Source organism: Staphylococcus sp. HMSC067F07 (genome assembly GCF_001837405.1).
In the GTDB taxonomy this organism is placed as follows: Bacteria; Bacillota; Bacilli; order Staphylococcales; family Staphylococcaceae; genus Staphylococcus; species Staphylococcus capitis.
Genome location: NZ_KV832221.1, coordinates 17,081 through 43,357 on the forward strand (window position 1 = coordinate 17,081; position 26,277 = coordinate 43,357).

18 protein-coding genes and 1 pseudogene are annotated in these 26,277 nt (G+C 33.7%); 1 reads left to right on the plus strand and 18 read right to left on the minus strand.

Features of this window, described 5'->3' with window-relative positions:
* Positions 1-6: 6 nt before the first annotated feature.
* The 7 genes and pseudogenes from HMPREF2706_RS02185 to HMPREF2706_RS02215 form a co-directional block, all read right to left on the minus strand.
* The gene (locus tag HMPREF2706_RS02185) at positions 7-1,716 is read right to left on the minus strand and encodes an ABC-ATPase domain-containing protein (RefSeq protein ID WP_030058832.1); all 1,710 of its coding nucleotides are present in this window, start codon (positions 1,714-1,716) and stop codon (positions 7-9) included.
* Between the two features lie 171 nt (positions 1,717-1,887).
* A complete protein-coding gene (locus HMPREF2706_RS02190) occupies positions 1,888-3,228 on the minus strand; it encodes a glucose transporter GlcP (RefSeq protein ID WP_002434924.1) in 1,341 nt (446 codons plus the stop codon).
* Positions 3,229-3,462: 234 nt separating this feature from the next.
* Positions 3,463-5,793 carry a YSIRK-targeted triacylglycerol lipase gene (lip, locus tag HMPREF2706_RS02195; RefSeq protein ID WP_030058830.1) on the minus strand — a complete coding sequence of 777 codons (2,331 nt, stop codon included), beginning with the start codon at positions 5,791-5,793 and terminating at the stop codon, positions 3,463-3,465.
* Between the two features lie 371 nt (positions 5,794-6,164).
* Positions 6,165-6,788: an aureusimine biosynthesis 4'-phosphopantetheinyl transferase AusB gene (gene ausB, locus HMPREF2706_RS02200; RefSeq protein WP_070862165.1), complete on the minus strand. Its 624-nt coding sequence runs from the start codon at positions 6,786-6,788 to the stop codon at positions 6,165-6,167.
* Positions 6,785-13,951: pseudogene (gene ausA, locus HMPREF2706_RS02205) on the minus strand (aureusimine non-ribosomal peptide synthetase AusA). Before ausA ends, ausB begins: the two are co-directional and overlap by 4 nt.
* A gap of 191 nt (positions 13,952-14,142) precedes the next feature.
* Complete coding sequence (locus tag HMPREF2706_RS02210) at positions 14,143-15,390, minus strand: MDR family MFS transporter (protein WP_030058823.1); 1,248 nt, start codon at positions 15,388-15,390, stop codon at positions 14,143-14,145.
* 95 nt (positions 15,391-15,485) lie between these two features.
* The gene (locus HMPREF2706_RS02215) at positions 15,486-16,262 is read right to left on the minus strand and encodes a 3-hydroxybutyrate dehydrogenase (protein WP_030058821.1); all 777 of its coding nucleotides are present in this window, start codon (positions 16,260-16,262) and stop codon (positions 15,486-15,488) included.
* A gap of 391 nt (positions 16,263-16,653) precedes the next feature.
* Here HMPREF2706_RS02215 and HMPREF2706_RS02220 point away from each other — a divergent pair, with 391 nt between their 5' ends.
* Positions 16,654-16,866 (plus strand): hypothetical protein, encoded by a 213-nt coding sequence (locus HMPREF2706_RS02220; RefSeq protein ID WP_002454270.1) that lies wholly within the window; start codon positions 16,654-16,656, stop codon positions 16,864-16,866.
* Between the two features lie 81 nt (positions 16,867-16,947).
* On the opposite strand, the gene HMPREF2706_RS02225 is transcribed toward HMPREF2706_RS02220, so the two are convergent.
* The 11 genes from HMPREF2706_RS02225 to HMPREF2706_RS02275 form a co-directional block, all read right to left on the minus strand.
* Positions 16,948-18,393 (minus strand): MDR family MFS transporter, encoded by a 1,446-nt coding sequence (locus tag HMPREF2706_RS02225; protein WP_030058818.1) that lies wholly within the window; start codon positions 18,391-18,393, stop codon positions 16,948-16,950.
* Positions 18,394-18,761: 368 nt separating this feature from the next.
* A complete protein-coding gene (locus HMPREF2706_RS02230; RefSeq protein ID WP_049326425.1) occupies positions 18,762-19,637 on the minus strand; it encodes a hypothetical protein in 876 nt (291 codons plus the stop codon).
* Between the two features lie 134 nt (positions 19,638-19,771).
* Entirely contained in the window at positions 19,772-20,017 is a 246-nt protein-coding gene (locus HMPREF2706_RS02235; RefSeq protein WP_002434939.1) for a hypothetical protein, read from the minus strand.
* A 371-nt stretch (positions 20,018-20,388) separates the two neighbouring features.
* Positions 20,389-21,003 (minus strand): hypothetical protein, encoded by a 615-nt coding sequence (locus HMPREF2706_RS02240; protein WP_030063540.1) that lies wholly within the window; start codon positions 21,001-21,003, stop codon positions 20,389-20,391.
* A 138-nt stretch (positions 21,004-21,141) separates the two neighbouring features.
* Positions 21,142-22,107 (minus strand): biotin synthase BioB, encoded by a 966-nt coding sequence (gene bioB / locus HMPREF2706_RS02245; RefSeq protein WP_030063538.1) that lies wholly within the window; start codon positions 22,105-22,107, stop codon positions 21,142-21,144.
* Positions 22,108-22,405: 298 nt separating this feature from the next.
* Positions 22,406-22,828 (minus strand): FosB/FosD family fosfomycin resistance bacillithiol transferase, encoded by a 423-nt coding sequence (fosB, locus tag HMPREF2706_RS02250; RefSeq protein ID WP_002454275.1) that lies wholly within the window; start codon positions 22,826-22,828, stop codon positions 22,406-22,408.
* Between the two features lie 37 nt (positions 22,829-22,865).
* Complete coding sequence (locus HMPREF2706_RS02255; RefSeq protein WP_030063535.1) at positions 22,866-23,423, minus strand: NAD(P)H-dependent oxidoreductase; 558 nt, start codon at positions 23,421-23,423, stop codon at positions 22,866-22,868.
* Entirely contained in the window at positions 23,416-23,826 is a 411-nt protein-coding gene (locus HMPREF2706_RS02260; RefSeq protein ID WP_002434957.1) for a MerR family transcriptional regulator, read from the minus strand. The genes HMPREF2706_RS02255 and HMPREF2706_RS02260 overlap by 8 nt, the downstream gene beginning before the upstream one ends.
* Before the next feature lie 116 nt (positions 23,827-23,942).
* Positions 23,943-25,142: an MFS transporter gene (locus tag HMPREF2706_RS02265; RefSeq protein ID WP_064212292.1), complete on the minus strand. Its 1,200-nt coding sequence runs from the start codon at positions 25,140-25,142 to the stop codon at positions 23,943-23,945.
* A 121-nt stretch (positions 25,143-25,263) separates the two neighbouring features.
* Positions 25,264-25,929 carry an MBL fold metallo-hydrolase gene (locus tag HMPREF2706_RS02270; RefSeq protein WP_030063359.1) on the minus strand — a complete coding sequence of 222 codons (666 nt, stop codon included), beginning with the start codon at positions 25,927-25,929 and terminating at the stop codon, positions 25,264-25,266.
* Positions 25,930-25,952: 23 nt separating this feature from the next.
* The gene (locus HMPREF2706_RS02275) at positions 25,953-26,177 is read right to left on the minus strand and encodes a hypothetical protein (protein ID WP_002435040.1); all 225 of its coding nucleotides are present in this window, start codon (positions 26,175-26,177) and stop codon (positions 25,953-25,955) included.
* Positions 26,178-26,277 lie beyond the last annotated feature (100 nt).

Below are 26,277 nucleotides of genomic sequence, written 5' to 3' on the forward strand. Positions count from 1 at the left end.
TTATCTCTATTCAGTTTTATCGCTACGAATGTGTAATCCTCTATATCTATTAATTGTACCTATCAACTCTTGTTTACGTGGTAAGGCTAAATTACCTGGGTGACCTTGATGATGTGAAATAACTTCTAAACCTTCTGCTTCAATACGTTGATATAAACGATCTGTTGCTTCAATCAATGTATCATTATCATTGAGTAATTCGTTGTTAAGATAATCTAACATCACTGCTAAACTATTAGTCTGGCTATCATCGACAAGTTGCTCTAAACCAGAGATTTGGATAGGTTCTTTACCATAAGTAACTGCATGAAGCCCTTTAGCTTTAAAACGACCATCTTTGCCTTTCTTATTGAAGCTAGATTTAAGAGGGACTCTAGACGGAATGCTACCAAATTCACTGTTGGACATATCAAGTCTTTCATATCCTGTAGATTGTGCGATGTCTTTTGCCTCAACTGTCACATCTTTCAAATGATATTCATCCATCATTAATACTTGGTCAGCCACATCAAAGTAATCTCCTGAGCCACCAACAATAAGAATTGTTGAGACATCGTAATCCTCGTATAATGGTTTAACTTTATTTGAAAATGGTGTAATCGGTTCTTTCTCAGGAGCAATCAACTTTTGCATACGTCCGTCTCGAATCATAAAATTCGTCGCAGATGTATCTTCATCGATAAGTAAAAGCGATGTCTGAGCTTCTAAAGCCTCCATCACATTTGCTGCTTGAGACGTACTGCCACTTGCATTTTCTGTTGAGAATTCCGTAGTATCTTTCTTACCTGGCAAGTGATCGATAAATGGTTGAATATTGACTTTCTCAATACTTCTGCCATCTTCAGCACGAATCTTCATCGCATCATGTTGTGTGATGACATACTCTCTACCATCTCCGTCAATGTGATTATATACACCACGCTCAAGTGCTTCGAGTAATGTGGATTTACCATGATAACCGCCACCTACGATTAAAGTAATTCCTTTAGGTATGCCCATACCTTTAATAGATTTTCCACTAGGCAAGTCTAATTGAATCTCAAATTTTTCTGGACTTTGAAACTGAATAGCGTGGTGCATAGGACGGTCAGATACTCCACTTTGTCGAGGTAAGATTGCGCCGTTAGCAACAAACGAAACAAGGTTGCGTTTGTCTAATTCTTCTCGAATATACATCTGATCTTTAATGAGATTGACTTGATCTTGAAGTTTAGAATGGTCAAGATGTTGATAGTGTAATGCTTGATCAACAATTTCTGGTAAGGTATCGATAATTGTATGTGCAGCTGCTTTACCAAGAATTTTACGACCTGCTGCAGGTAATCCCACTTCGATACGCGCTTCAATGTCAGTATCATTAATCACCACAGAGGTGCGCTCTAACATCTCTTGTCCACAGCGATCGATTTGTATCTTCCCAGATTTTTTATCCTTTTTTGTTAGCTCTCTCACCTTATTGTGCACTGCTCGCGTTAAGAAATCACTCACAGCAATACGTTTATATTTGTCATCTAATAATTGATCAGGTATGCCTGCCTCATCCCTAGCTACGATACATCTCATTTTAGAAGGTGGTGCAAACGGATCGACTTGTACATGGTCTATAGCAAGTCTAAATTGATCGAATTCATACACACCTTTCGTACGTTTATAGGCACCATATTTTTGCCCATCTAATGACTTTAAAGTGCGTTCTAGCGCTTGAGCACTTTTCAAGATAGACACCTCCATTCAATATATTTCCAACTTTCATTTTTTACCCTGAACATGAAAACTATTAAACGTTCTTTTCATTAATAATAATTAAACTATGCGCGCATACTTAAAATTAAAAAAACACTCCAAGTTCTCAATCATAAATTGAAAACGGAGTGTAATTTAGATGTTTTAATGTGTTTTAGCGCCTGTACGTTCGCGTAAATCATGTTCAATTTCTTCAAGACTACGTCCACGTGTTTCAGGTAAGAATTTAATAACAAATAGCATTGCAAGTATACCAATTACAGCGAAGATTAAGAAGACCCATTCGGTACTTAACGCATCACTTAAAATTGGGAATAGTAATGACACAATTAATGTACCAATATTAAGCACTAATGCTGAGATACCAGTTGCTGCACCACGAGCGCGCATAGGGAAAAGCTCTGGTAACATGACCCATAACACAGGTCCCCATGAAATACCGAAGAAAACGATAAATAGAGATAAACATAAGATAATAATCCACGCTGACGATGCTATACCTATTGTCCAAATCAATACTGCCATGATGATAAGTGATGCAATCATCCCAATATTACCAATGACTAATAATTTCTTACGGTCAATTTTATCAACTACAAATAATGCTGCAATTGTAACAAGAACATTAATTATACCTATACCAACTGAACCTAAAATAGATGCCGCTTCACCTAAACCAGCCTTAGCGAAGATAGATGAAGAATAGAAGATAACCGCATTAATACCGATAAATTGTTGGAATATCGCAAAGATACAACCTACAATAAGTGTTCTACCTAACCAAGGCGATTTTATTACTGACCATGATGATTCAGCAATAGCTGAGATTTCTTTCATTTCTTTAAGCTCTTTTTCAATTTCGCTATCGTCATAAGTAATCTTCATAACTTTACGAGCCGCTTCTTCGCTTCTATTTTCAAGTAACCATCTTGGACTTTCAGGCATAAAGTAAATTCCAATAAGTAGAATCACTGATGGTACAACTGCTAAACCAAGCATCCAACGCCAACCTTCAATATTAGCGAATGCATAGTTCACAAGATATGCTGCTAAAATACCAATAGTAATCATTAATTGGTTTAATGAACCGAGTGAGCCACGATATTCTGTAGGGGCCATTTCAGTTAGATACACTGGTACTGTAGACATAGAACCACCGACTGCTAAACCAATAATCAATCGTCCCACAATTAGAAGTGCAAGATTTGTAGAGAATGCAAGTGTTAATGCACCAATAATGAAGACGACAGCAATTAACATTACAAGACGACGACGTCCTAGTTTATCGGCTAATGGACCACTACTTCCTGCCCCGATAATAGCACCAATTAACATGGATGATACGACAATCCCTTCTGTCGTACTGTTTAGAGGTATATCTTTATGTATAAAAAGTAATGCACCAGAGATTACACCGTTGTCATAACCGTATAATAAACCTCCCAATGCTCCCAATATGAATATTAAATACTTATTCACTTTCATGTAAATCATCCCTTTTTTAAAAACTAAAGCAATTATACGCCTAAAATGAAAGCGTTTCAATTTATAATTTATTAAAATTTAATTACGACTAGTTTATTTAGTCTTTTAGATATTAAATATAATTAGACACAATATATCGTGTTGTTTGATTGCGATCTTCATATAGCTTCTTACATAAAAAAACACTCCGAAGATAAAGGTCCTCTATATCAACGACGTGCATATATTGAAACGTTATTTATCTGTTACTTTTTCATTTTGAACAATTTCTTCAGCAATGCTGTCCCAGAATGCTCTTAAATCATCTACTGAAATACGTGCTTCTGTACCATCTGATCCAACGAAATCACCGTGATCCCATTCATGTTTTACAGGCATTACTTGCCATACACCTTTTTTAATATCTTTCGTTGCAGGTGTGTATGCTTGGTTAAATGGATGTTGTGCTGAAACAACTGAAACTAAGCCATCATTCACTCTCCATTCTTTCTCAGGAACTTTACCAATCACATTGCCTGTAACGATATAGGACATACCCATATTAATATCAGCTTTTTGTCTACCATTCAATGCTGGTCTTGTTGATTCCCCACTGTATGTTTTATATACAATATTTGGATTGAGTGACGTATGGTGATTTAACTTACTTGTACCTTCACGACTTAAATCATAGAATGCATTATCTTTCGTTTTCCATATCTTACTAGTATTCTTAACACGTTTTAGATATTCAGCATTCGTTTCATCGTCTCTTTGAGCAAGACCCCATTGTTTTAAACCTACGTCAACTTTTGAATGTTTACTACCTTGGAATTTAGCGTAATCATATGCAAGTTGGCGAATAAATGGTTCGTTGCCGATATCAGCTGCATGAGTACCATTGTGTGGTGCTGCTAATGTCGTGATTGAAGAAACCATGTTATCTTGGCCACCTTTATATAAAGGAGAAATGTCGCCACCGTGTTTCTTTTGATATTTAACTTCTTCAGGATTACCTTTTCGAAGCATTTCTTCTAGTAAACGAACAGTTTGTCCACCCATACTATGACCAATTAAATGAATTTTTTGACCAGGCTTCCAATCGCGATACGCCCCAGCATATGTTTTACCATAACGATCATGACCGTATTTAGCAGCATGTGCAGCACCGTAATCAACTGTACCGCCTTTAATATAGTAATATAATTCCACGGCTCTATCATAGTTACTGCCGAATGCACTCACGCTCGCTTCACTAACGTTGTAACCTTTAGCTCTTAACTCTTGTGTAAGTTTAATTCGTTTACCGCCCCAGTAGTTATGACCTAGTACTGGACCATTATCTGCAGTATATCCGTTGAAGCCATGAACAAGTATGATTGGATCATGGTTTTTATATTGAATTTGTGGGAAGGATTTATCGCCTTGCTTTTTAACTTTTGTTTCAGATTGTTGTGCTGATTTCTTTTTAGGTGTAGCAATCGCATTGCGTGTTAACGTATTTAATCCTTTTTTAGATTGATCATCTTTGTCACTAGGTGAAGAATGGTCTGTCGCTTTATCATTCTTTAAATCATTTACTTTAAGTTGTTTATCTTTTGCATCTTTTTGAGATGAATTTGACTGTTGATCATTATTTAAAGCTTCTACTGGAGCTTCTTTTTCTGCAACATCGCTTTGTTGTTCATTATCTTTAGATTGCTGTGTTGTTTCACGATTTAATTCTTTATTTTGAGTTGAAGTTGATACTTTATGATTACGTTGCTCTGGTTGAGTTTTATTTGTTTTATCTTTGTCGTTATTAGGTGTTGTTGCATCAGCTTTATTATTTTGAGAAGACTCTAATGTATTTTCATATGAAGATGCTTGATCTTTCACGTCCTCAGAGGTTGTTTGCTCTTTTTCATTATCTGATTGAGTATCTTCAGATTTTGCAGTTTCCTCATTATTACGAACCTTTGCTACTTCTGAACTTGACTCTTGTGTTGTTTTATTAGCAGTTTCATCTAAATTTTGCTGCTTATTATCTTGATTTTCTTTTGCAGGTGTCGTTACAGCTGCACTTTCCTGCTTATTGACTGTATCTTGTTGAGTTTTACTTTCTTGTCCATCATTATTTTCAGGTGATTGCTTTTGTAAGTTTGATTGATTAATATCTTGTTTTGATTGTTTATCTTCTGTAGTTTGATTATCAACTGGTTGTTCTTTTGATTGATCTTTATCTGTCTGTTCCGAAGTAGATTGATCTGTCGTTAGGTCTTCATTAGATTGATTATCATTGTTTGATGGATGATTCGCAGTGTTTGTTTGCGCTTGGTTTTGTGTTTCATCTTTATGTATAGCTGATGAAGTATCATTCTTAGTTTCTACTGTTTGGCTATCTTTTTGATCATTCGTTTGTGGCTCACTTAAATTTTCATTATCTGCCCCGTGTGATTGTGCTGTATGACTTTCAGAATTCCCTTGTACATCCTGTTCTGCCGCGTGTGCAGCGCCGCCCCCAATAAATAACATCGATGCGACAATGATTGAAGACGCACCAACACTTAATTTGCGAATACTGTAAGAGTTCTTTCTGTTTTTCATTTTTTAGCACCTCAGTTTTAATTTTTTAGTTTAGAAGCTTGCTTTAAACGAAAATATTTACGATAGCGCGTGGAATTAACTCAAATATTTTACTCAACCATGCTTTTATCATCTTCATACTCCTTTCTATTAAAAATACCTTACAAACACCTAAAGGCACCCTTATCATAAAATACGAACATTAAGCTAGCATGAAGTTACTTTTACATCTTGTTAAAGACATACAAAAAGACACTTCCTATTACCTCAAATAGAAAGTGTCTTTGATAAAATTCTATGATTTATAATTTAGACGTACAGTTGCACGTTAATGTATAAGTATTAAGTGGAATAAAGAAGTATGGATGACTTTTCTTTTCAATTACTAGTGATTAAAGGAAACAATCTAGTGATTTTTTAACTATCTCATGTTTACGACTATGATTTGAACACAAATGAATCATTCTATCTTGGCATATATATTCTTGAAAGAACACCTTGTCATCTTGATAGTATAAGGGCTGTGTTACGTCATAAACATCTAAGCCTTTGAGTAACCCTTCTCCTATCAATTTCGTATAACTTTCTTTTTTCGTCCAAATTGTATAAAAATCTTTTAATTGTCGTACTTGGTTAAATTCATTTACGGAAAATTGTGTAGCCAAGTTTAAATAATTCAAATCTTTAATTTCTTCAATATCGACGCCTACTGGATGTTGATCAATAGCGCATACAATATACGGAAAACTGTATGAAAGATTCACATTAATATGTTTCCTACTTTGAATCTCAATCTTACCATTCTTTGTAACATGATACTTCCACTGATTTATGTTCAGACCATAACATTGCTCGATACAGTACTGAATCAACATATCTCCTATTTGATGCATGACACGATCTTTTTTAAAACGATATTTTGAACGTTCAGGTTTCTTTAATTGTCGATATGATTGAAATAAACGATGTTCAATATTTGTTATGTCATCATTTATTTTCGTTAAAAATAGTGTCATTCATGTTCCTCAGATTCTTTAAATTTTTCAATGAGTAAATCTCTCCAAGCACGTAACCATTGAGAAGTGACATGAGGCCATCCGTCACCTAACTGTGCTATAACATGTTGGGTCATCTCAGATTCGATTTGTGCGGGAACTTGGGTTGTATCTCCGCTACTTAAACCGATAACCTCATGCATACCATTATTAAGCAACATTTGTTCAAATTCCTCGTCACTAATGATATTCATCTGAGTTTGTTTTGCATTCTCTAATACGCTTTGCATAGTTCTCGTATGAGGAGAATAAATATGATAAATAATTGATTGCGCTTGGGATGCAGCAATCTTCACAACATGACGTGCGGTAATATCAATAAATGATAAGTCTACAGATGTTTTACCGAAATATTCTCCAATAGATGATATTTTTAATAATTCATGCATCATAATTGAAAAACGGTTTGTCGTAAGATTTGTCATGTTTAACGCGCCAGAATAAGCACTTGTTAAATTCCCTAGTCTCATAATTTGAGCATCTAAACCATCATTAACCGCTTCTAAAACTTTGATTTCACTATAGAATTTACTTTTTGTATAAGGTGATGTAAATAATTGTTGTTTATAAACATCTTTTTCAGAAAAAGCCTTATCCTCGGTGTGGACATCAAAGACTGCTCCAACACTAATTGTCGAAATGTATATAAATTTCGCTTGATGTTGCTGTGCTAGAGCTAATAAAGCTTCGGTACTCTGTACGTTTACGTGAATAAAGTTTTCATCATCTCCGAAATGATCTGTACGCGCCCCAGCATGAATGATTGTATCAATTGTATCTTCAACGTTAAATGCATCTAAGTTTGCTAAGTCTCCTAGAACTACCTCTACCTTATCCATGAGTTCTTCAACTTTATCTGCCTCGAAGTAGCTAAGTAAATTCGCTTCAACTTTAGCACGTGCATCTTTGATAACTTGACCTCTTACTAAGCATGTCACTTTAGTAGCTTGGTCTTGTAACTCATTAATTAGATATGCACCTAAGAAACCAGTACCTCCAGTAAGGAGAACTCTTCCAAGTGAGTTTTGAGTCTCATTACTTACATTCAATTGGTAACGACGTTTGACTAATGCTTGAAGTTGAGACAAGTGATCTGGAAGTTCAACTTCCACTAGCTCTTTTCCGCCTTCAAAGACTTCTGCCAAATGTCTTATTGATTTATATTGATATATATCTTGCATAGTGAGATTTATATCATGAGATTTAAGCTTAGATACCGCAACCATCGCATCTAGTGACGTACCACCTATTTCGAAGAAGTCATCGTCTATGCCTATCGTCGGAAGCTCTAACACGTCAGCAAATATTGAAGCGAATTGGCGTTCCATATCATTTCTAGGTTCTACATATCCATTTCTTTGAATTTGTGGACGAGGTAATTTTGATTCATCTACTTTATCATTACGTGTTAACGGAATAACATCAATTGCTGTGACAGTTTTTGGAATCATGTACTTAGGTAAGTATTGATTTAACTGTCTTACGATGTCTGACTTAATGTCTTTATCGCCTACATAATAGGCATGTAGAACTTCATGTTCTCCTTGTTGATCAACGATAACTACGCTATCAGAAACGCCCTCTACTAAATTGATAATGTTTTCGATTTCTCCAAGTTCGATACGGTAACCATTGACTTTAACTTGATTATCTATTCGCCCCATAAATTCAATTTGACCATCATGTGTATATCTTGCAAGGTCACCACTGCGATATAATTTGCCTTCACCAAATGGATTATCTATGAAAGATTCAGCAGTAAGTTCAGGTCTATTTAAATAACCAGCCGTTAAACTTTCACCTGCGATACACAATTCTCCTGAAACACCTACACCACACAATTGCATACCCGATAAAATGTATACTTGAATGTTAGCTAAAGGTTGTCCTATAGGTATTGTTGATGGAATAGGCTCACCTTTAGTGTATGACCAGTTTGAAGCAATCACTGTGGATTCAGAAGGTCCATACGCATTAAAGTACGTATCGCAATGCTCTGAAATATGACGCACAAACGTTGGAGTACTTGTTGCACCACCAGTAATTAACTTAGGTATATAGAAATCTTCCATGACGTTACAAACTTGAAGTGGTATAGATGCAACCGTAATACGTTCTCTTTCAATCAGTCGTTGTAGCTGCTCTGTATCAGTACGTTCTTCATTGTTTGCAATCACAAGTGTATAACCATTTAACAGACTGCAATAGATATCCATCGCAGATGCATCGAAGACGTAATTCGCATATTGAATAAACGTTTCATCTTCCGATAATTCAAGTCTCTCTGTCCAAGCATTTACCAAGTTTAAAACATTACGTTGTCTTACCGCCACACCTTTTGGCATGCCAGTTGTTCCAGATGTGTAAATGCTATAAAGTTCATCTTCTAGACTACCCTCATATTCTGAAAATGACTTTTCAACGGGCGATTCTTTATCAATAGACTCTAATGCAATCGTTAATAGGTTAGAATCAAACTCCTTACCATAAGTTAAAATGGCTGACACTTGAGCATCTTCAATCATTAACTCAATACGTTTATCAGGATGCGTGATATCAATTGGAACATACGACGCACCTATCTTCCATGATGCAATCATACTCGCAATCATTTCAAAGCTTCTATCTATTAATAATGCAACTCGCTCTCCATATGTCACTCCATTTTTCATAAGCTCATTGGCTATACGATTTGCATAATGATTTAATTCATCATACGTCATTGATTGCCCGTTCATTTTCAGTGCAATCTCATCTTTCTTCTCATTAACTACATGATTGAATAATTGCTGTAGGGAATTATTTTCCGGGAAATATAGGGTATGATGATTAACATTTGTTTCAACCCATTCCAGCATATCCGGAGGTTCTTGAATATCTTGAATTTTTAAAGCTTGAGTAGATGTCACATGTTGGATGATATTTTCAAGCTGGTAAGCAAGATTATGAATCGTCTCTTCCGCATATAAATCTGTATTATATTCAATATTAACCACATAGTCGTCTCGATCTTCCTCAATGATAAACGACAAGTCAAATTTAGCTGTTGTCGTTTGAGGTGGAATGTGCGTCAGTTGACTATGTCCAAAGTTAGCATGGTTTGTTTCGTTGTTTTGTAATACAAGCATTACGTCGAATAATGGATTACGCGAAGCATCTCGTTCATCCATCAAATCGTTAACAAGACTTTCAAATGGATACTCTTGATGTTCATACGCACCGAGACTTGTTTCTTTCACTTCAGACATCAATTGTTCCCATGTTTTATCGTTCGTTGGATGGCCACGGTAAAGTAGTGTATTCGCAAACATACCAAGCATATTTTCAGTGTCACGATGAGTGCGGGCACTTATAACGCTCCCTATGACAATGTCATCTTGGCGTGTATATTTATGAAGCAATACCATTATTGCACTTGCAAAGAACATGAAATCAGTCATTTGATGTTTCTCCACATAATTTTGCAACTGTGATTTTAAGTTCTTATCAAAATGGAACGTCAACATTTGACCATGTGTCGTCTTAATACTAGGTCTTGGATAATCTGTCGGCATATTTAATACAGGAACACCATCTTCAAATTGTTGTAACCAATAGCGACGTTGAATAGATAAATCTCGATGAGCCATCCATTCACTATAATCTTTATATTGCAGTGATAGATTAGGAAGTGATTTTTCTTGATATAAAGCATTTAAATCTGCTAATAAAATCGTATTACTCATACCGTCATTGATACTGTGATGCGTATCCATAAACAGATAATCCTCATGTGGACCATGGATATATCTTACACGCATTTGACTAGGTTGCTCTAAATTAAACGGTTGCATAAAGGCCTGAATAATTTGTTGTTCATCTGTAAGTCGTGTCGTCACTTCTTTAAAATCAGCAGCAACATTGTCTGCTACTCTTTGTTTCACTTCATTGCCATCCACTATATATTGAGTCCTTAAAATTTCGTGACGAGCAATAAGTTGGTTCAACGCTCGCTTCAATTGCTCTACGTTTAATTCAGAAGACAATCGCCATAAGAACGGAATATTATAAACAGTGTCTTCAGGATTGACACTCCACAATAAGTACATACTTTTTTGAACAGCACTTAATTCGTATTGCTCAGCTCTTTGCGCTTTAGGTATGACTTCATAGTCTTCATTTTGCATTTCCATAATGTGTTGACTTAATTGTTCAACAGTCGGTAATTTCATAATATCTCCGACTTTTAAACGTTTCTTAAGTTGGGATTCGATACGATTCACAACTAACGTTGCACGCAATGAGTGCCCACCAAGTTCAAAGAAATTATCTTTAATACCTACTTGGTCGACATGTAAGATATCTTCAAAGATTTGACATATAATACGTTCACCTTCGTTACGTGGCGCCACATAGTTTGATAAATCAACTCTATCAATATCCGGTAAAGCTCGCTTGTCTAATTTACCATTGATAGTGATAGGTATTTTATCTATTTTCATGAAATGAACTGGAATCATATATTGTGGCAATGTTTCACTTAACACTTCTTTCAAGTGACTCGTCGATTGAGATTGTTGCGCTTCATAATATGCCACAATTTGCTTGTCTTGCTCCTCTTCACGCACAATAACGACTGCTTTATTAATATCTCTAATCGCTTCAATTGCTTTTTCAATTTCTGATAGTTCAATTCTAAAGCCACGAATTTTAACTTGCTTATCGATACGACTGAGATAATCAATATGACCGTCTTCTTGAAGACGTACTAAATCCCCACTGCGGTATAGGCGCTCATTTTCAAAGGGAGAGGTGATAAACCTTTCAGCAGTGAGCTCTGGTTGATTTAAATATCCCTTCGCCAGACCAGCGCCTCCTATGCATAATTCCCCAGGCACACCTACACCACATAAGTGCTCACCTTGCATCACGTAAACCGTTGTTCCATTGATTGGTTGACCAATAGGAATTCGATTTGGCATCTCATCAGGTATCGCATAAGTCGTCGTGAATGTCGTATTCTCTGTTGGACCATAACCGTTAATGATTTGAGGATGGCGTTGACGTGAGTTTAATAGATTCACCCATTTCGCATTTAGCACCTCACCACCAATTAATAGATACGTTAAGGGTTCTAGCGCCTCGATACGTTCACTTGCAATTTGATTGAAAAGGGATGACGTTTACCACATCGTGTTGACTTGTTGATTCACAATTGTTTGACCTAATTGAACAGGGTTAAGTAAAGTATCTTTCGACGTTAATACTAAACATCCACCGTTTAATAGCGCACCATAAATTTCAAATGTGGCAGCATCAAACGCTACAGTTCCCGATAATAAAATAACCGTTTGATCATTTAATTCAACATAATTAGGTTCATGAACTAAACGATCAATCCCTCTATGAGGAACCACTGTCCCTTTAGGCTTACCTGTTGTACCTGAAGTATAAATGATGTATGCAGTATCCTCATCAGTATTGATATGACTTGGGTTGTCAGTTTCCGCTTCGTCGCCATTCCAATCAAATGTGTCTAGTTCAATTTGAGGAACGTCAGACTGTATTGTCGCTTGATATGTCACGATTGCTTTAGGCTGTGCATCTTCAATAATAAAGGTTGTTCTATCTTCAGGATAATCTGGATCAATCGGTAAGTATCCAGCGCCTGCCTTTAAAATACCTAACATACCTATAACCATTTCGATACTTCGTTCTGCCAAGAGCGCGATAATATCATTGGGTTGTACATGATAAGTGTGTCGCAAATATTGTGCCAAACGATTCACATGGTAGTTCAATTCCGCATATGTCATGGATTGTTGTTCATATTGCAATGCTATTTGATTTGGATACTGTTCTACTTGATATTCAAAACGTTCCATTACCGTTTGATAAAGTGATGAACTTGTTGAATGGTTGATGTTTTGATAGATTTCAAAATCATTTTCATTACATAATTCTATATCTTTAATTATCTTTGAAGGATTATGTGTTAATTGCATATTAATACTTCTAATTAAACTAACTAATGTTTGAATCGTTAGCTCATCATAGGCATTTGTATTGTATACAATATCAAAGCCTTGGTGAGGACGTGGATATATTTCTATGTCAGCTAATAAAGAACTATCACTATGCAATCGATGAACTTTATGTTCGGTGTGATTTAACTCAAAGTACTCGTTAAATTGCGTTGCATGTATGATTGTTTCGAATTCCATATCACTTGCATTAGGTTCACTTAAGAAACCTGTCCCGTTGGCTTTCATATCATCTATCGCTAATTCCCATTCATTCATAATTACGTCTGCAGAAAGCGTAGTGTCTATATTTAAACTCAGTGGTGCTACAAGTATGTTAAGTAACATCATATCGTCAGTTTTGTCATATTCCATTGGAAAATGAATTCCCAACGTCACTTGATTGGACTGACTCAAAAAGTAATTCGCTAAATAAGTGCTTGTAACTAGACGAGTCATATCAAATGATTCAAGATCTACACTTGTATGTTCAACTTGTGGTTGTTCTGAATTTCGTTTTATAGGCATGTATGATTCACAATCTTGATCGGCATGAGCCATTTCAAAGTGATTTAAATGTTGTTGATTGTCCTCATTTGAAGCATCAGTCGCTACATTCATTTCTTTAATCATGTGATAAAAATCCGATACAGTATGTTCATGAAATAGACCATAGCTATACGCGATATTTAGTTGTTTAAAGAAATCATCTAACTGGCTATCATTGAAAATCATGGAATGGAAATCTAAAAGTAAGAACGTTTCATCTAAAAATTGATAAATTGTAAAATTAAATAGAGGTAATTGATTGAAATAGTAGGAATTCAACTCTTGGTTGAGGTAAGTCGTGATATCAACTTTTTTAGAACATTGATTCACTTCTTTAATCTGTATAAATGGGAAAAATTCTCGCACATTGATGCGCAATTGGTCGTTACAATGCTTGAATGTCGCCCTCAACTGTGGCTGATGTTGTACTACATCTAGCAGTGCATACATCAATCGATGACGCTCGATATCTTGATCTAATCGAACCCAGTACGTCACCCTCTTTGTAGTTGAAGTTGATTGTAAATATTTTTGATAAAAATAGTGTTGAAAATGCAATGTTTCAATAGTCATTCAAGTCCTTCTTTCGTACTCATACTTTATAATACTCACTAACAAATAACTTACATATATTCTCTAGATAAGCTATATATTAGTACATTCAAAGGTTTGAAAACAATTACTAAAGTGAATTTTTTACAAAATCTTAATAAATATATTTTATTTTTAATCACGAGCAATTTAGTAGGTTATAAAATTCACAATTAATGATTTTCATTATTAGCCTTTAAATTAAATTGGTACACCGCACGATAGAGCAATATACTTCCTAAAGTAAGAATCAGTGCCATATAAATCGTCATACCTAGGGCGTTCATCAATACGCCTAAAATAATACCCAGTCTTGCAATTAATTGCGCAAAGTTAAAACTTAATGCACGTATTGCAGAATATGTGCCTCTCTTCTGTGCAGGAATCATCTTATATCTATGTTCTTCAGTAATCGGAGAGTAAATCATCTCACCTAACGTGGCTATAACCATAACTATCATAAGTAAAGTAAAATCATTTAAATAGGTAATGCCTGAATAACCTACTACATACATGATGAGACCTACAAATAACGCTTTTTGATTATTCATTTTCAAGATATATTTAGATACAAAATACGTTAAAGCTATTACAACTAGCGTATTAGTCATAATTAAAATTGAATACATTTTAACTCCATCAATTGAGACATGAAACATTGATAAAGTTTCGAATTCCTTTTTAAGTCTAATTGAAACATAAGATGACGTGGATAATTCACCCATTAAAAGAATACTTGAGCCGATAATTAAATACATAAATAATTTATCTTTTAGCACAAGCTGATAATTACGTAAAAAGCCTTTCAAACTTAATACATTATTAAAAGTTTGTCCCTCTTTATTCAACGGTTTGGCGTTATCATTAGGAATCCAAATATATAAAGCCACGAATACAAGTACGAAAATCACAAAAGCGATCAAAAACAACGCCGATTTATTCGCGTGATACATGGCTCCTCCTAAAAATGCACCACAAGCAACGGCTACGTTAGTAAGCCAATAACTTACTTTATATATGTAATGTTCAACTTCTGGCGTAATCGCGTCCATGATCATCGTTTCTATAAGCGGTGCAATCATACCAGACGAAATACTAAAAACCGTATAAGCTATGCAAAATATGATGATAAGCAATGTCTGATTAGAGACTGAAAATGCCATTGCAAGCAAACTTATACACTCAATAATTTGATATATAAGCATTGTGCGTTTTTTAGGATAACGCTCAATAATATGCCCCGAAATCATCGAAATTGGAAAATTGATTAAAACTAAAATAAAAAGAAATATACCTGAAAAGGCCTGATTGACCATATCCGTTAGGTATAAAGCTATAAAAGGCAAAAATGCCATAACAATTAAATTTTCAAAGAAACTACATATTAATCTTACTTTTAAGGTGATGCTCATTTTTCTCATTCTATCTTTTCTCCCCCTTAAGCTTGATAAGTATTAAATTGTAGATACTTTTCTTAGCTTAACAGTATTTTATTTTTAATTAAGAGGTCACACTATTACTGGACTGTATAACCACCATCTATAATAATAGCTTGTCCTGTCACACTTTTCGTCGATTTACTTGCTAAAAATATGGCATAATCGGCAATTTCTTGAATATCGATTAATCGTTTTTGAGGAATTAATGGGAACAACACTTCATCCATCACTTGCGCTACGTCTACATTTCGCATTTGTGCTAAGTCTTCCATCTGTCCTCTAACAAGTGGTGTGTCGATATATCCAGGACAAATCGCATTCACTGTGATACCGTCCTCAGCTGTTTCTAAAGCTGTTACTTTTGTTAAACCAATAATTCCATGTTTAGCGCTATTATAAGCTGATTTTCCTGCGAAACCGATGACACCATTAATAGATGACATATTTAAGATTCTGCCATAGTGTTGCGCCTTCATAATAGGAAGAACATGCTTTGTCATTAAAAAGGCACCAACAAGCATGATATCTATCATCTGTTTAAACTTTTCAGTTGGAAAGTCTTCTATATTAGCTACATTCTGTAAACCAGCATTATTAATAACAATATCTATACGACCATATTGATGTCTCGTCTCAGCGATAAGATGCTTCACATCTTCCTCATTAGAGACGTCCGCTTTGATAGCCCGACAGTCATAGCCTTGTCGCTGAAATTGGTGGAAGACGTTATTAAGGCCTTCTTCATTAATGTCTGAGAAGACAACTTTGGCGCCTTGTTCAATAAAGGATTTAGCAATTTCTAAACCAATACCACTCGCTGAGCCAGTAATAATAGCTACTTGATCTTTAATCATATGTATAACTCCCTTCACTTTATTAAAATATCAAATAATGTATTAGTTATATTTATATTACATTAAATTAATTAAATATCGACATGTAATTTTTTTCTATCTCTTTTTTTATTTAAAACTATTAACAACATCATAGTGTGATGTAACATTTTATACAATAGGCAACTGCATTTTAACTTTTTATAAAAAACGTGAATATCACTTGAGGATATTTTTAAAAAAGCACGATAAGAATGGAATTAATGCATACGGTGCGCAGTCTTACCCCTAAATTTTTTTAGACTAGTAGCTACGATATTTTATGTATTAAAAAATTTACCAGCAAAGTTTTTTATAAATTTCATCGAAATTGTCTTTTTATGTTATTGTAAAATAAAAAAGGAGTTTCAATATGGGCTATATATTGCTATGGATTTTTGCGATTTATGGTATGATTCGATTTGTTTTCGGTATTGGTAAAGGGATTACAAGTTTTGTTAAAGGCATGTTTTTAGGTGCAATCGATGGTTATAAACACCCTGAGAAATACCCAAATCACCTTTCGAAAGAAGAACAAAGACGTCAAAGACATAGAGAAGAACGCGCACGACAAAAAGATGCTTAATTACATATATAAAAAGAAAGATGGTCATTTCCTATTACCTAGGAAATGACCATCTTTCTTTGTGCTATTTAATTGTGAGTTTTATTTTTCAGAGGAAGAATCTGTATCTTTGGCGTTGCGATTCTCTTTAATAAATAACGCAAGTATAAAGCCAATCACAATTAATACTGTGGTGAAGATAAATGCTGCATCGACACCTTGAACTGTTGATTCTCGTGCTAATTTCACTTTAGACATCGTATGATGCGTAGCCGTATAATTCTTAGCTACAATTGATAATATTGTAATACTGATAGCAGTTCCCATCGCACCTGCAATGATACGTAGAGAGTTCATAATTGCTGTGCCGTGTGAAATTTCTTCTGGTTTAAGCGCATTAAGACCTACTGTATTAAGTGGCATAATAAGTAAACCTACAGAAATCATACGTATTGCGTAAATCACTACAACATACCAGAATGGCGTTTCTGTAGTTAAGAATGCATGTAATATCGTCATTATGATTAATACTGTAAATCCAGGAATAACAAGTACCTTGATGCCATATTTATCAAAAATCTTACCAGTATAAACTGAAATAAATGCATTGAACACTGCACCTGGTAGTATCACTAAACCTGAAAGTAATGCTGAGAGACCTAATCCTGTTTGAACGTACATAGGAATAAGTAGAGCAGGTCCAACAATACCTATAAAGACAAGCATTGAAGCTATAGCAGATAATGTAAATACTTTGCTTTTAAATACGCTTAAGTTTAATAATGGATGGTCGATTTTTAATTGACGGAATGTAAAAATTGCAATCACGATTAAACCTAGAATAAATGTAGTGATGACTGGGATCGATGCGATTCCAAATGTACTTACACTACTAAATGCGAATAGAATTAAGCCGAAACCAAATGTTGAATAAACGACTGATATTTTATCGAGTACTGTTTCTTTAGTTTGACCGTTATTCTCAACAAAGAAGAACCCAATTGCGAATGCGATAAGTGCGATTGCTGCAACGATGTAGAATGGCATTCTCCAACTAAAGAAATCGATAAGTAATCCTGTAAGTGTTGGCCCAATCGCTGGTGCTGTTTGCGCCACTATACCTGTGAGACCCATTGCGAATCCGCGTTTTTCTACAGGGAATAGTGTAAACACTGTAAATTGCATTAGTGGAAGTAATATTCCAGCACCGATTGCTTGTATAATACGAGCAACCATTAGGATTTCAAATCCTGGAGATAAAGCAGCTATAATTGAACCAATGAGGAACGCTGCCATAGAAAAGATATAAAGTTTACGTGTCGTATATTTATCCATTAAAAATGCTGTGAGTGGTATCATGATTCCGTTCACTAGCATAAAGCCTGTGATCAACCATTGTGCAGTTGTTTCTGTAATGTTCAATCCTTTTATAATTGCGGGCAATGCAGTATTTAAGATCGTTTGGTTTAACATTGCCACAAATGCGCTAATAAGCATCACTAACACAATGGTGTTACGTTTGGCGGTTGTCATTTCATTACTCGCCATGACATCTTACCCCTTTCAAAAATAAGTCCATTAAAAACTGTATCACTTTTGGTTAGCCTAGCAAACTATTTAAGTTTATAATTTGATTTTCAGTTTAATTTGATTTTAAAAAAAGTATTTTCTTGATAGCTTTTAGATTTGTAAATTGAGTTAACATCGTTGCTAAGAAGCTTATGAAGTGAGCATGGTGTATGAAGTGAACAAACTTTTTAATGTTGAATGCTAAAAATATCCATTGAATAATGTAACAAAAATAAATACGACAGTGAATCATTATTCTTAAAAGTTGAGTTAAAATACCTAACTGTTATTTGGTCAACATATAAAAAATGGTTCTCTATTAATATTGAGAACCAGTTTAGCTTGTATTATTTAATTCTTTTACCATTTTCATCAAACTTAGCTACTTTGCCATTAACAGTTGTATAAGTAGCTACAATTTCACCATCTTTATTACGACAATTAACTTTCCAGTTTCCATCTTTTAGCCAATGAACAACATCCCATAGATATTTATCATTATCTAATGAACCGCCTTCAAGTTCAGAAATAAATTTATATACTTGGCTACTTCCATGAGCCATGACTCCACCACGTTCATACAATTCTCTTGGTGATAATCCATTGTATTTCCATTCATCGTTTGAGATAGGTAATTGATTGCTCACGTGCATCTTATTCGCAAGTTCTGGAAGCGCCCTATTATTTTTAACTTTGTCATAGACCTTTTGGGTACTATACTCTTTGCCATGCTCTAATAACTGTTGATAATCTTTGATACGAATTTGAGATCCACTTAGGATAATCTTTTTGTCACTAATACCAACTATTGCTTGGGCTTCATGATTACTAGGGTATATTGAATAAAACTTCATACCTTTAGGCGCGTTGGTGAATTTTGGATAGTTAACTAATACAAATTGTCCTATCTTTCGATATTCATCTTTATCATTTCTAAAAGAACCTATCAAAATATTATTTTTAGTTAATGTGTATTTCCCTTTATCATCAGCGCAAAAGATAAGTGCTAATTTCATCTTTTCTGATAAATTCTCCACTTTATCTTTAGCTTTGATATCAGTATTAGTATTTTTTGATGAAGCTTCTTTGTGGGATGTTTTGTTGTCTTTATCTTTTTTAGTCGGATTTTCTGCTTTATCATTTTTATGTTCTGTAGAATTGTCGGTGTTACATGCGCCTAAAAATAGTGAAAATACTGTGATGAGTATTATTATTTTCTTCATAAAATGTAAATCCTCTCGGTGTTTAGTCATGGTGTGGTGGGTTACTTTTATTTTGTATAATTATTTTTTATTATAATAAAATTATTTATGTAAAGCTAACTTATTTTTATCAAAAACCACAAAATTTATTTCTCTTAATTACGTTTTTGAGCATCTTCCCATTCTACAGATAAAATTAGTAGTGAAATAACTATCATTATAATCGTTCCAACTAAATTTAATTGTAAATCTCCGGTCTTATAAGTATAGATTAATCCAGCCGTAACAATCACAGGTACTACAAATCCTAAAAGTTTTATACCTGTTCTAGATAAAGCATAATGAATTGCCATAATAAGAACATAAATGATTATCGGTAAAAATTTATGTAAATATTCCATAAACTTAAGTATCCTCCAATATTTAAAACTATTATATTTTATGTATTATCATTTTTCATAATAACGTAATTTAGATATTTATTCATTGCTTTTTTAGATAATTTTTGAATTCTCTTGTCGCCTCCTCTTTATATTTAGCTTTATCAAGTATAGCTACAAATACAAATTTAAATGGTCTAAAGTTGCCAAAACTATCACTTATAATTAACGCTCATTACGCCTCATAAAAGTTAAACATGTTTCACGTAAAACATTTGTATGTAAAATACATTAATTCGAAGTGCAGTTATTAACAGCTTTGTCCCAACATCTTAAAAATTTATCTAGAAACGTGTCTTTATAAATATAAAAACTCGCCTTCTTCAAAATTTTTATGAATCAGATATTAATTTTTCAGCTACATTGCTAGCTTTATTATTCATATTTCTTGTTTGGTATGTGTCTATAAATGTAAGTTTAATAACCTCGTCTAATTTTTCTTTTCTATAGTTATCTTCTAGAATTTCTGTCAGGATGCCATCATTATTTTTTATAATGTTTCTTATAACTAGAGTTATATCTTCGTTAAATTTCTCAAATTCCCAAACATCTTCACTTACATTCATAAAAGGTGTTAGTTTGCCTCTAATATTTAACAAACTCAATGCATCTTCTTCATACTTTTTTTCTAAATTTGGTGTAAGTGCAAGCTCTTCAATTTCTAAATCACTATTAAACTCATAAAATGCATAATAAGCTTCTTCATCCTTTAACATATGTATTAAGCTGTTTTTAGATGTTGCTTTACCATAACGTGCTTTGTTTTTAGAGAGTTTATATAAATAAAGCTTTATTAAAATCAAAGTCGCGTTTTTAATGTATGTTATATTATTTGGTTCTTTTTCATCTAAAGTTTGGTCTACTTCATCATGTAAATCATTATGAATATGAACTAATTTATTTAAACGATTATCTAATAGATTTAAAGATAGTATATAATCCTCCATCGTTCTCCCTCCCACATGTTCAATATCCCTAATAACGTATATTACACCTCAATAAATTTACTAACCACTGTTTAAAAAAGCCATAGACAGCGTTTATGCACTCCGTCTATAGCTATAATACAATTCTAAATATCTGCTTTAACTATCTATTTCAAACCCTAAATCTTTAATCATGTGGTAATCCTCTTCGTTAGGTTGACCACCCGTAATAAGGTAGTCTCCAACAAAAATAGAATTAGCTGCTTTTAAGGCTATTGCTTGTAGTGAGCGCAGATTAACTTCTCGTCCACCAGCAATTCTAATTTCTTTCGTGGGATTGATTAAACGGAACATTGCTATGATTCTTAAACATTTCATTGGCGACAATAAGTCTAGACCTCCAAATTTTGTTCCCTTAATCGGATGTAAGAAATTAATCGGAATGCTGTCTGCATCAATTTCTTTCAATGCAAATGCCATATTGATTACATCCTCATTCGTTTCACCCATGCCACAAATAACACCAGAACATGGAGAAATGTTATTAGCTTTCATCATTTCAACTGTATTCACTCGATCTTCATATGTATGCGTAGTCACCACTTCATCGTGATATCGCTCACTTGTATTTAAATTATGGTTATATCTATCTACGCCCGCTCCTTTAAGTTTTTCAGCTTGTTCTTCTTTTGTAAGTCCTAGACATGCACAAATTTTTAATTGTGGGTGCACTTTCTTAATATCTTCAACCGTTTCACAAATATGATCTACTTCTCGATTCGTGGGTCCTCGTCCACTCATGACAATACAATATGTGCCAATTTGATTGTCTGTAGCAACCTGTGCTCCCGCTTTAATTTGATCTTGATCTACCAATGCATAGCGTTGTTTTTCCTTCATCTTTACCGATTGACCGCAGTAACCACAATCTTCAGAACAAATTCCACTTTTCGCATTAAGAATCATATTTAATTTCACTTTTTTACCATAGTAATGTTTTCTTACGATGTACGCTTCATTCAAGAGTTCAAACGTATCGATATTTGGATCTTCATATATCTTCAAACATTCATCTTGTGATAATCCTTCGTGATAAAGAACACGTTCAGCTAAGTTTAAATTCATGATAATTAACCCCTCATTTTTGAAAATTAAAGTTCAGCAAGTGATGCCCTTATTAATGTAAACTTTATATATTTATAAGTTTACATTAATACTTTGATGAATGAAACCTTGCTTACTAAAATAAAAAAAGCCATGCCAATACGTACGTGTATAGGCATAGCTATCTAGCATATATTTACATTTTATGAACCGTCTAATTTCCCATATATTAAAAATCAATTTGTTTATTCGATTTAAATTTTATTTAACTCTCGATGTTTTCAACCTTTTATTATGAAGTTAAATAGTATTTTAGAGACTAGTAATAAAAAGTCATATGTGTTTTTTCTTTTTTATAATAATCTAATCTATCGTTTAAAGTACCAGTGTGTAATTCTAATTTGTGACCATCTGGATCAGTAAAGTAAATTGACTTTTTATCTTGATGACTTCTCTTTCGTCCTTCTAATATATTTACATTATGTTTTTGAAGCCATTTGTACCATTCTTCAAACTCATTTTCATTAATTGAAAATGCAATATGTGTATAAGAATATTTAATTTCTGTTCTAGGTACATTAACCTCTTCATTTAAAGCAACCCATAGACCACCAATATCAAAATACGCAGTAGTTTTGCCACTAACTAATAATTCCCCTTTTAAAACATCTCTATAAAATTTAATTGATTCAACTAAATTACTAACTGAAAAACATATATGATTAATACCTTGAATATTCATAACTACACCACCCAATTTATTACTAAGAAAAATAATTTTAATCAACTAACTTCGTTACTTGATTTACGATTTTTTCAACTTTATTACTTATACTTTGAGCATTCGATTTATTTAAATTATCTATATAAAATCTTTTAATATTGTAAATTCCAACGAGATTTAATGGATATTTAATAACTTTATAACCTAGATGTCCTTTAAACTTATGAAACCACTCTGAACCTCCAATAGTATATATAACTATTGCATCTTTATCTTTCCATAATCCTCTTTTAAAGTATTGTTTATTATTAAAACTAAATGCTTTATTAGGCCAAAAGGTACTATCAATAAAACCTTTCAATAGCATAGGCACATTCAACCAATAGATAGGGTAAATAAAAATCAACATATTACTATTATCTATTATTTCAGTATTTCGAAACTGAGCTTCGCTTATTTCTGAATTATAGCCTTCGGATAAAATAGGAATGTCGCCAACCATCTCCTGTAAATTGAAAATTTCTAATTTTTTATTACAAAGCTCCTCTTTTAACTTATTATAGATATCAAAGCCAACACCTTTTTGATTTCCACCATATATTAGACTAATCAATTTCTTCCACCCCTGAAAGTTTATTTAAAATCAAACTCTTATTTTTTTCATAATTCATATCTTTTGATAAATCTTTAACTGATTCCAATCGATTTAAAATTGTGTTTTGACGATTAATATCTATTTTGATTTGTTTTATAAGATCATCTAGGTAATTCAGCGTTTTGTTATTACAGTCCTTAGAAACAGGTTTTTTAAAAAGATTTATTACATATGCTATATCTTTTAATTGTAAATTCAATCGCTTTAAATCAATAATTAGTTTCAAGTACGATATAGTTTCCTCATCAAAATATCTATAATTATTTTCATCTCTAGGAATATTAATTATTTCTTTTTCTTCATAGTATCTAATCATGGACTTTGGTATTTTCAACATAGATGAAACTTCACTAATTTTCATTTTTAGTCCCCCCTACCAATTTGATACTTGAAACTTATCATTAAACCATACTTTAATGTCAAAAATAAAAATGGAAATCTCTACTTAAATAAATAGAGATTTCCATTCTAATTACTTTAAGAATTTGATTTTTTCTTATTAGCTAGTAGAAGAATTAAAGAAAGTATCGCAAGTATCACGATTATGATACTAAACACAATACCTGCAAGTTTGATGCCTAATCCTAGTTCTAATAACCCTACACCTACAACTGGTATTGAAATAGCTATATAGGCAATGGTAAAGAAAGTGGATGTAATTTCGGCTTGTTTGTCTTCAGGTGCTACGGCATTCACTGTGGACAATCCAGCTCGGAAACTGAATGCTTGTCCAAATCCAGAAATGATAGCTCCAATAAATAAAATTAAGAATGATTCAAATTGAATAGATAAACCTACTAATATTACGCCTACAATTAATGTGCCACTACCTAACATCAATATGTGATAATCAGATTTACTTTTAAACAATAATTGGCCTAGCGTAGATGCACAGAATATCAAGAATACCATGACACCTATGACTGCTTTATTTGTAATGTTCAATATGTCTCCTAAAAAGTTTGGTGAAATCGCAGTAAATAAACCAAGCATTGAAAATCCTACGAATACAGGAATAACAGCATAAATAAATGTAGAGCGAATGTCTGACGGTACACTCAACTTTTGAACTTCAATTTTAAATTTTTGTTTATTCTTAACAGGCTCTGGCATAAACCATATTCCAATAAATGCCGGAATGATAAGAATAAAATCAACGATAAAGATTAAACGCATCGCATATGGAAGATATTGTGCGAGTATGCCACATAGCAATGGACCAAAGCCTAAACCAAGCATATTCACGCTACTTGCAATTGTAGAGGCTCTGCCCTTTTTATCATCAGCAGCTAAATTAACAATCGTTGTCGTTGCTGTACTTGTAAAAAGTCCCGCTGACAGTCCGGAAATCACTCGTCCAGCAAGTAATAAACCTACATTGGTAGCAAATAAGAACACTAGCGCACTGATTGCAGATAAAATCACTCCTGGAATAAGTACATAACGGCGTCCTATGCGGTCTGACAATTGACCAAATACGAGTAATCCTCCAATCACACCAGCAGCATAGACAGCGTAAATGATTGTAATCATTAATGGTGATAAATCATATACTTTACTATAAATTGGATAGAGTGGTGTAGGTAATGTCGTCCCCATCATCACAATAAGAAATGCATAGGCTGCACTGATTAATCCCCAGTTTACTTTATGATTTTGATGTTTAGAATTTTGCAAGTTGCTTCACCTCAACATTTGTATATCTCTATCGCAGTGAAATGAAACATTATAAATTTTTAATTTTAAAAAGGTACATCCAACATTCAGCCAGATATACCTTTCAATTTACTATCATGTTTTAAGTATTTTCCCCGTCACTTACACGGTCGATAATTTTTTGTACACGTTGTTTTTTATCCTCGTCATCTTCAACAAAGAACACAGGTGAATCACCTTCAATTGACACCCATGGTACAAGTGCGTCAAAGTCCAGATCCCGAATCAATTCAAGACTCTTAATCGAAGCCTCTCTGTCACTTGAAGGAAGTATTACAGTTCGCCATTCATCACCTTCGTAGCATAAGAAGTCACCAGTGAATAAATAGCGATGCTCGCCATTATCCCACAAATATAATGTCGTTCCAGGTGTGTGTCCAGGGACAGGTATCACCTCTAAATCTTCATGTAAATGTTGCCGTTCTTTAAATGTACCAGTAACTTGAAGGGTATCGGTAACGTCCTGTTTATCATCTTCGTGAATATAGTAAGGTGCATCAAAATTTGTCTCTCCACCTAACGATTCATGTTGATGATTCATTAATACTTTATCAACGCCACCTAATTCTTGTATATCCTTTGCAGCCTCATCAATTCTACCAGAATGATAAATCATTACATTACCTTCTGAACGTTGAAGTAAAAATGATTTAAAACGGAAACGTTTATCAAATGGCAATTCTGATGTAGGTGTTACATATAAACCATTTGCGATTTCCGTTAATGTTTCGAATTGCTTATTAGCCATAACGTTTCTCCCCCATAAACAATTTAATCTAAATATTGATCAGCATGTTCAAGTTTATAATGCTCGATTTCAGCTTTTTGTTCCTCAAATTCTTTATGCGTTAATTTAGTAATTGTTTCAATAGAATAACTTAACTTTTTAGCAAATGCCTCTACTTCACTCTTATTTTTAGCCGCTACAAATACAGTTAACACATTGTCATCTACAATATCTTTATGATGTTGATAATCTAACCTATAAATCTTCATGAGAAATTCCCCCTCAAATTTAATATGCCCGAATCTTTCTAAAGTATTTTTTCTATCAATAGTGTCATATGCCCTTTTTCTAGAAAACCAAACGTGCCAA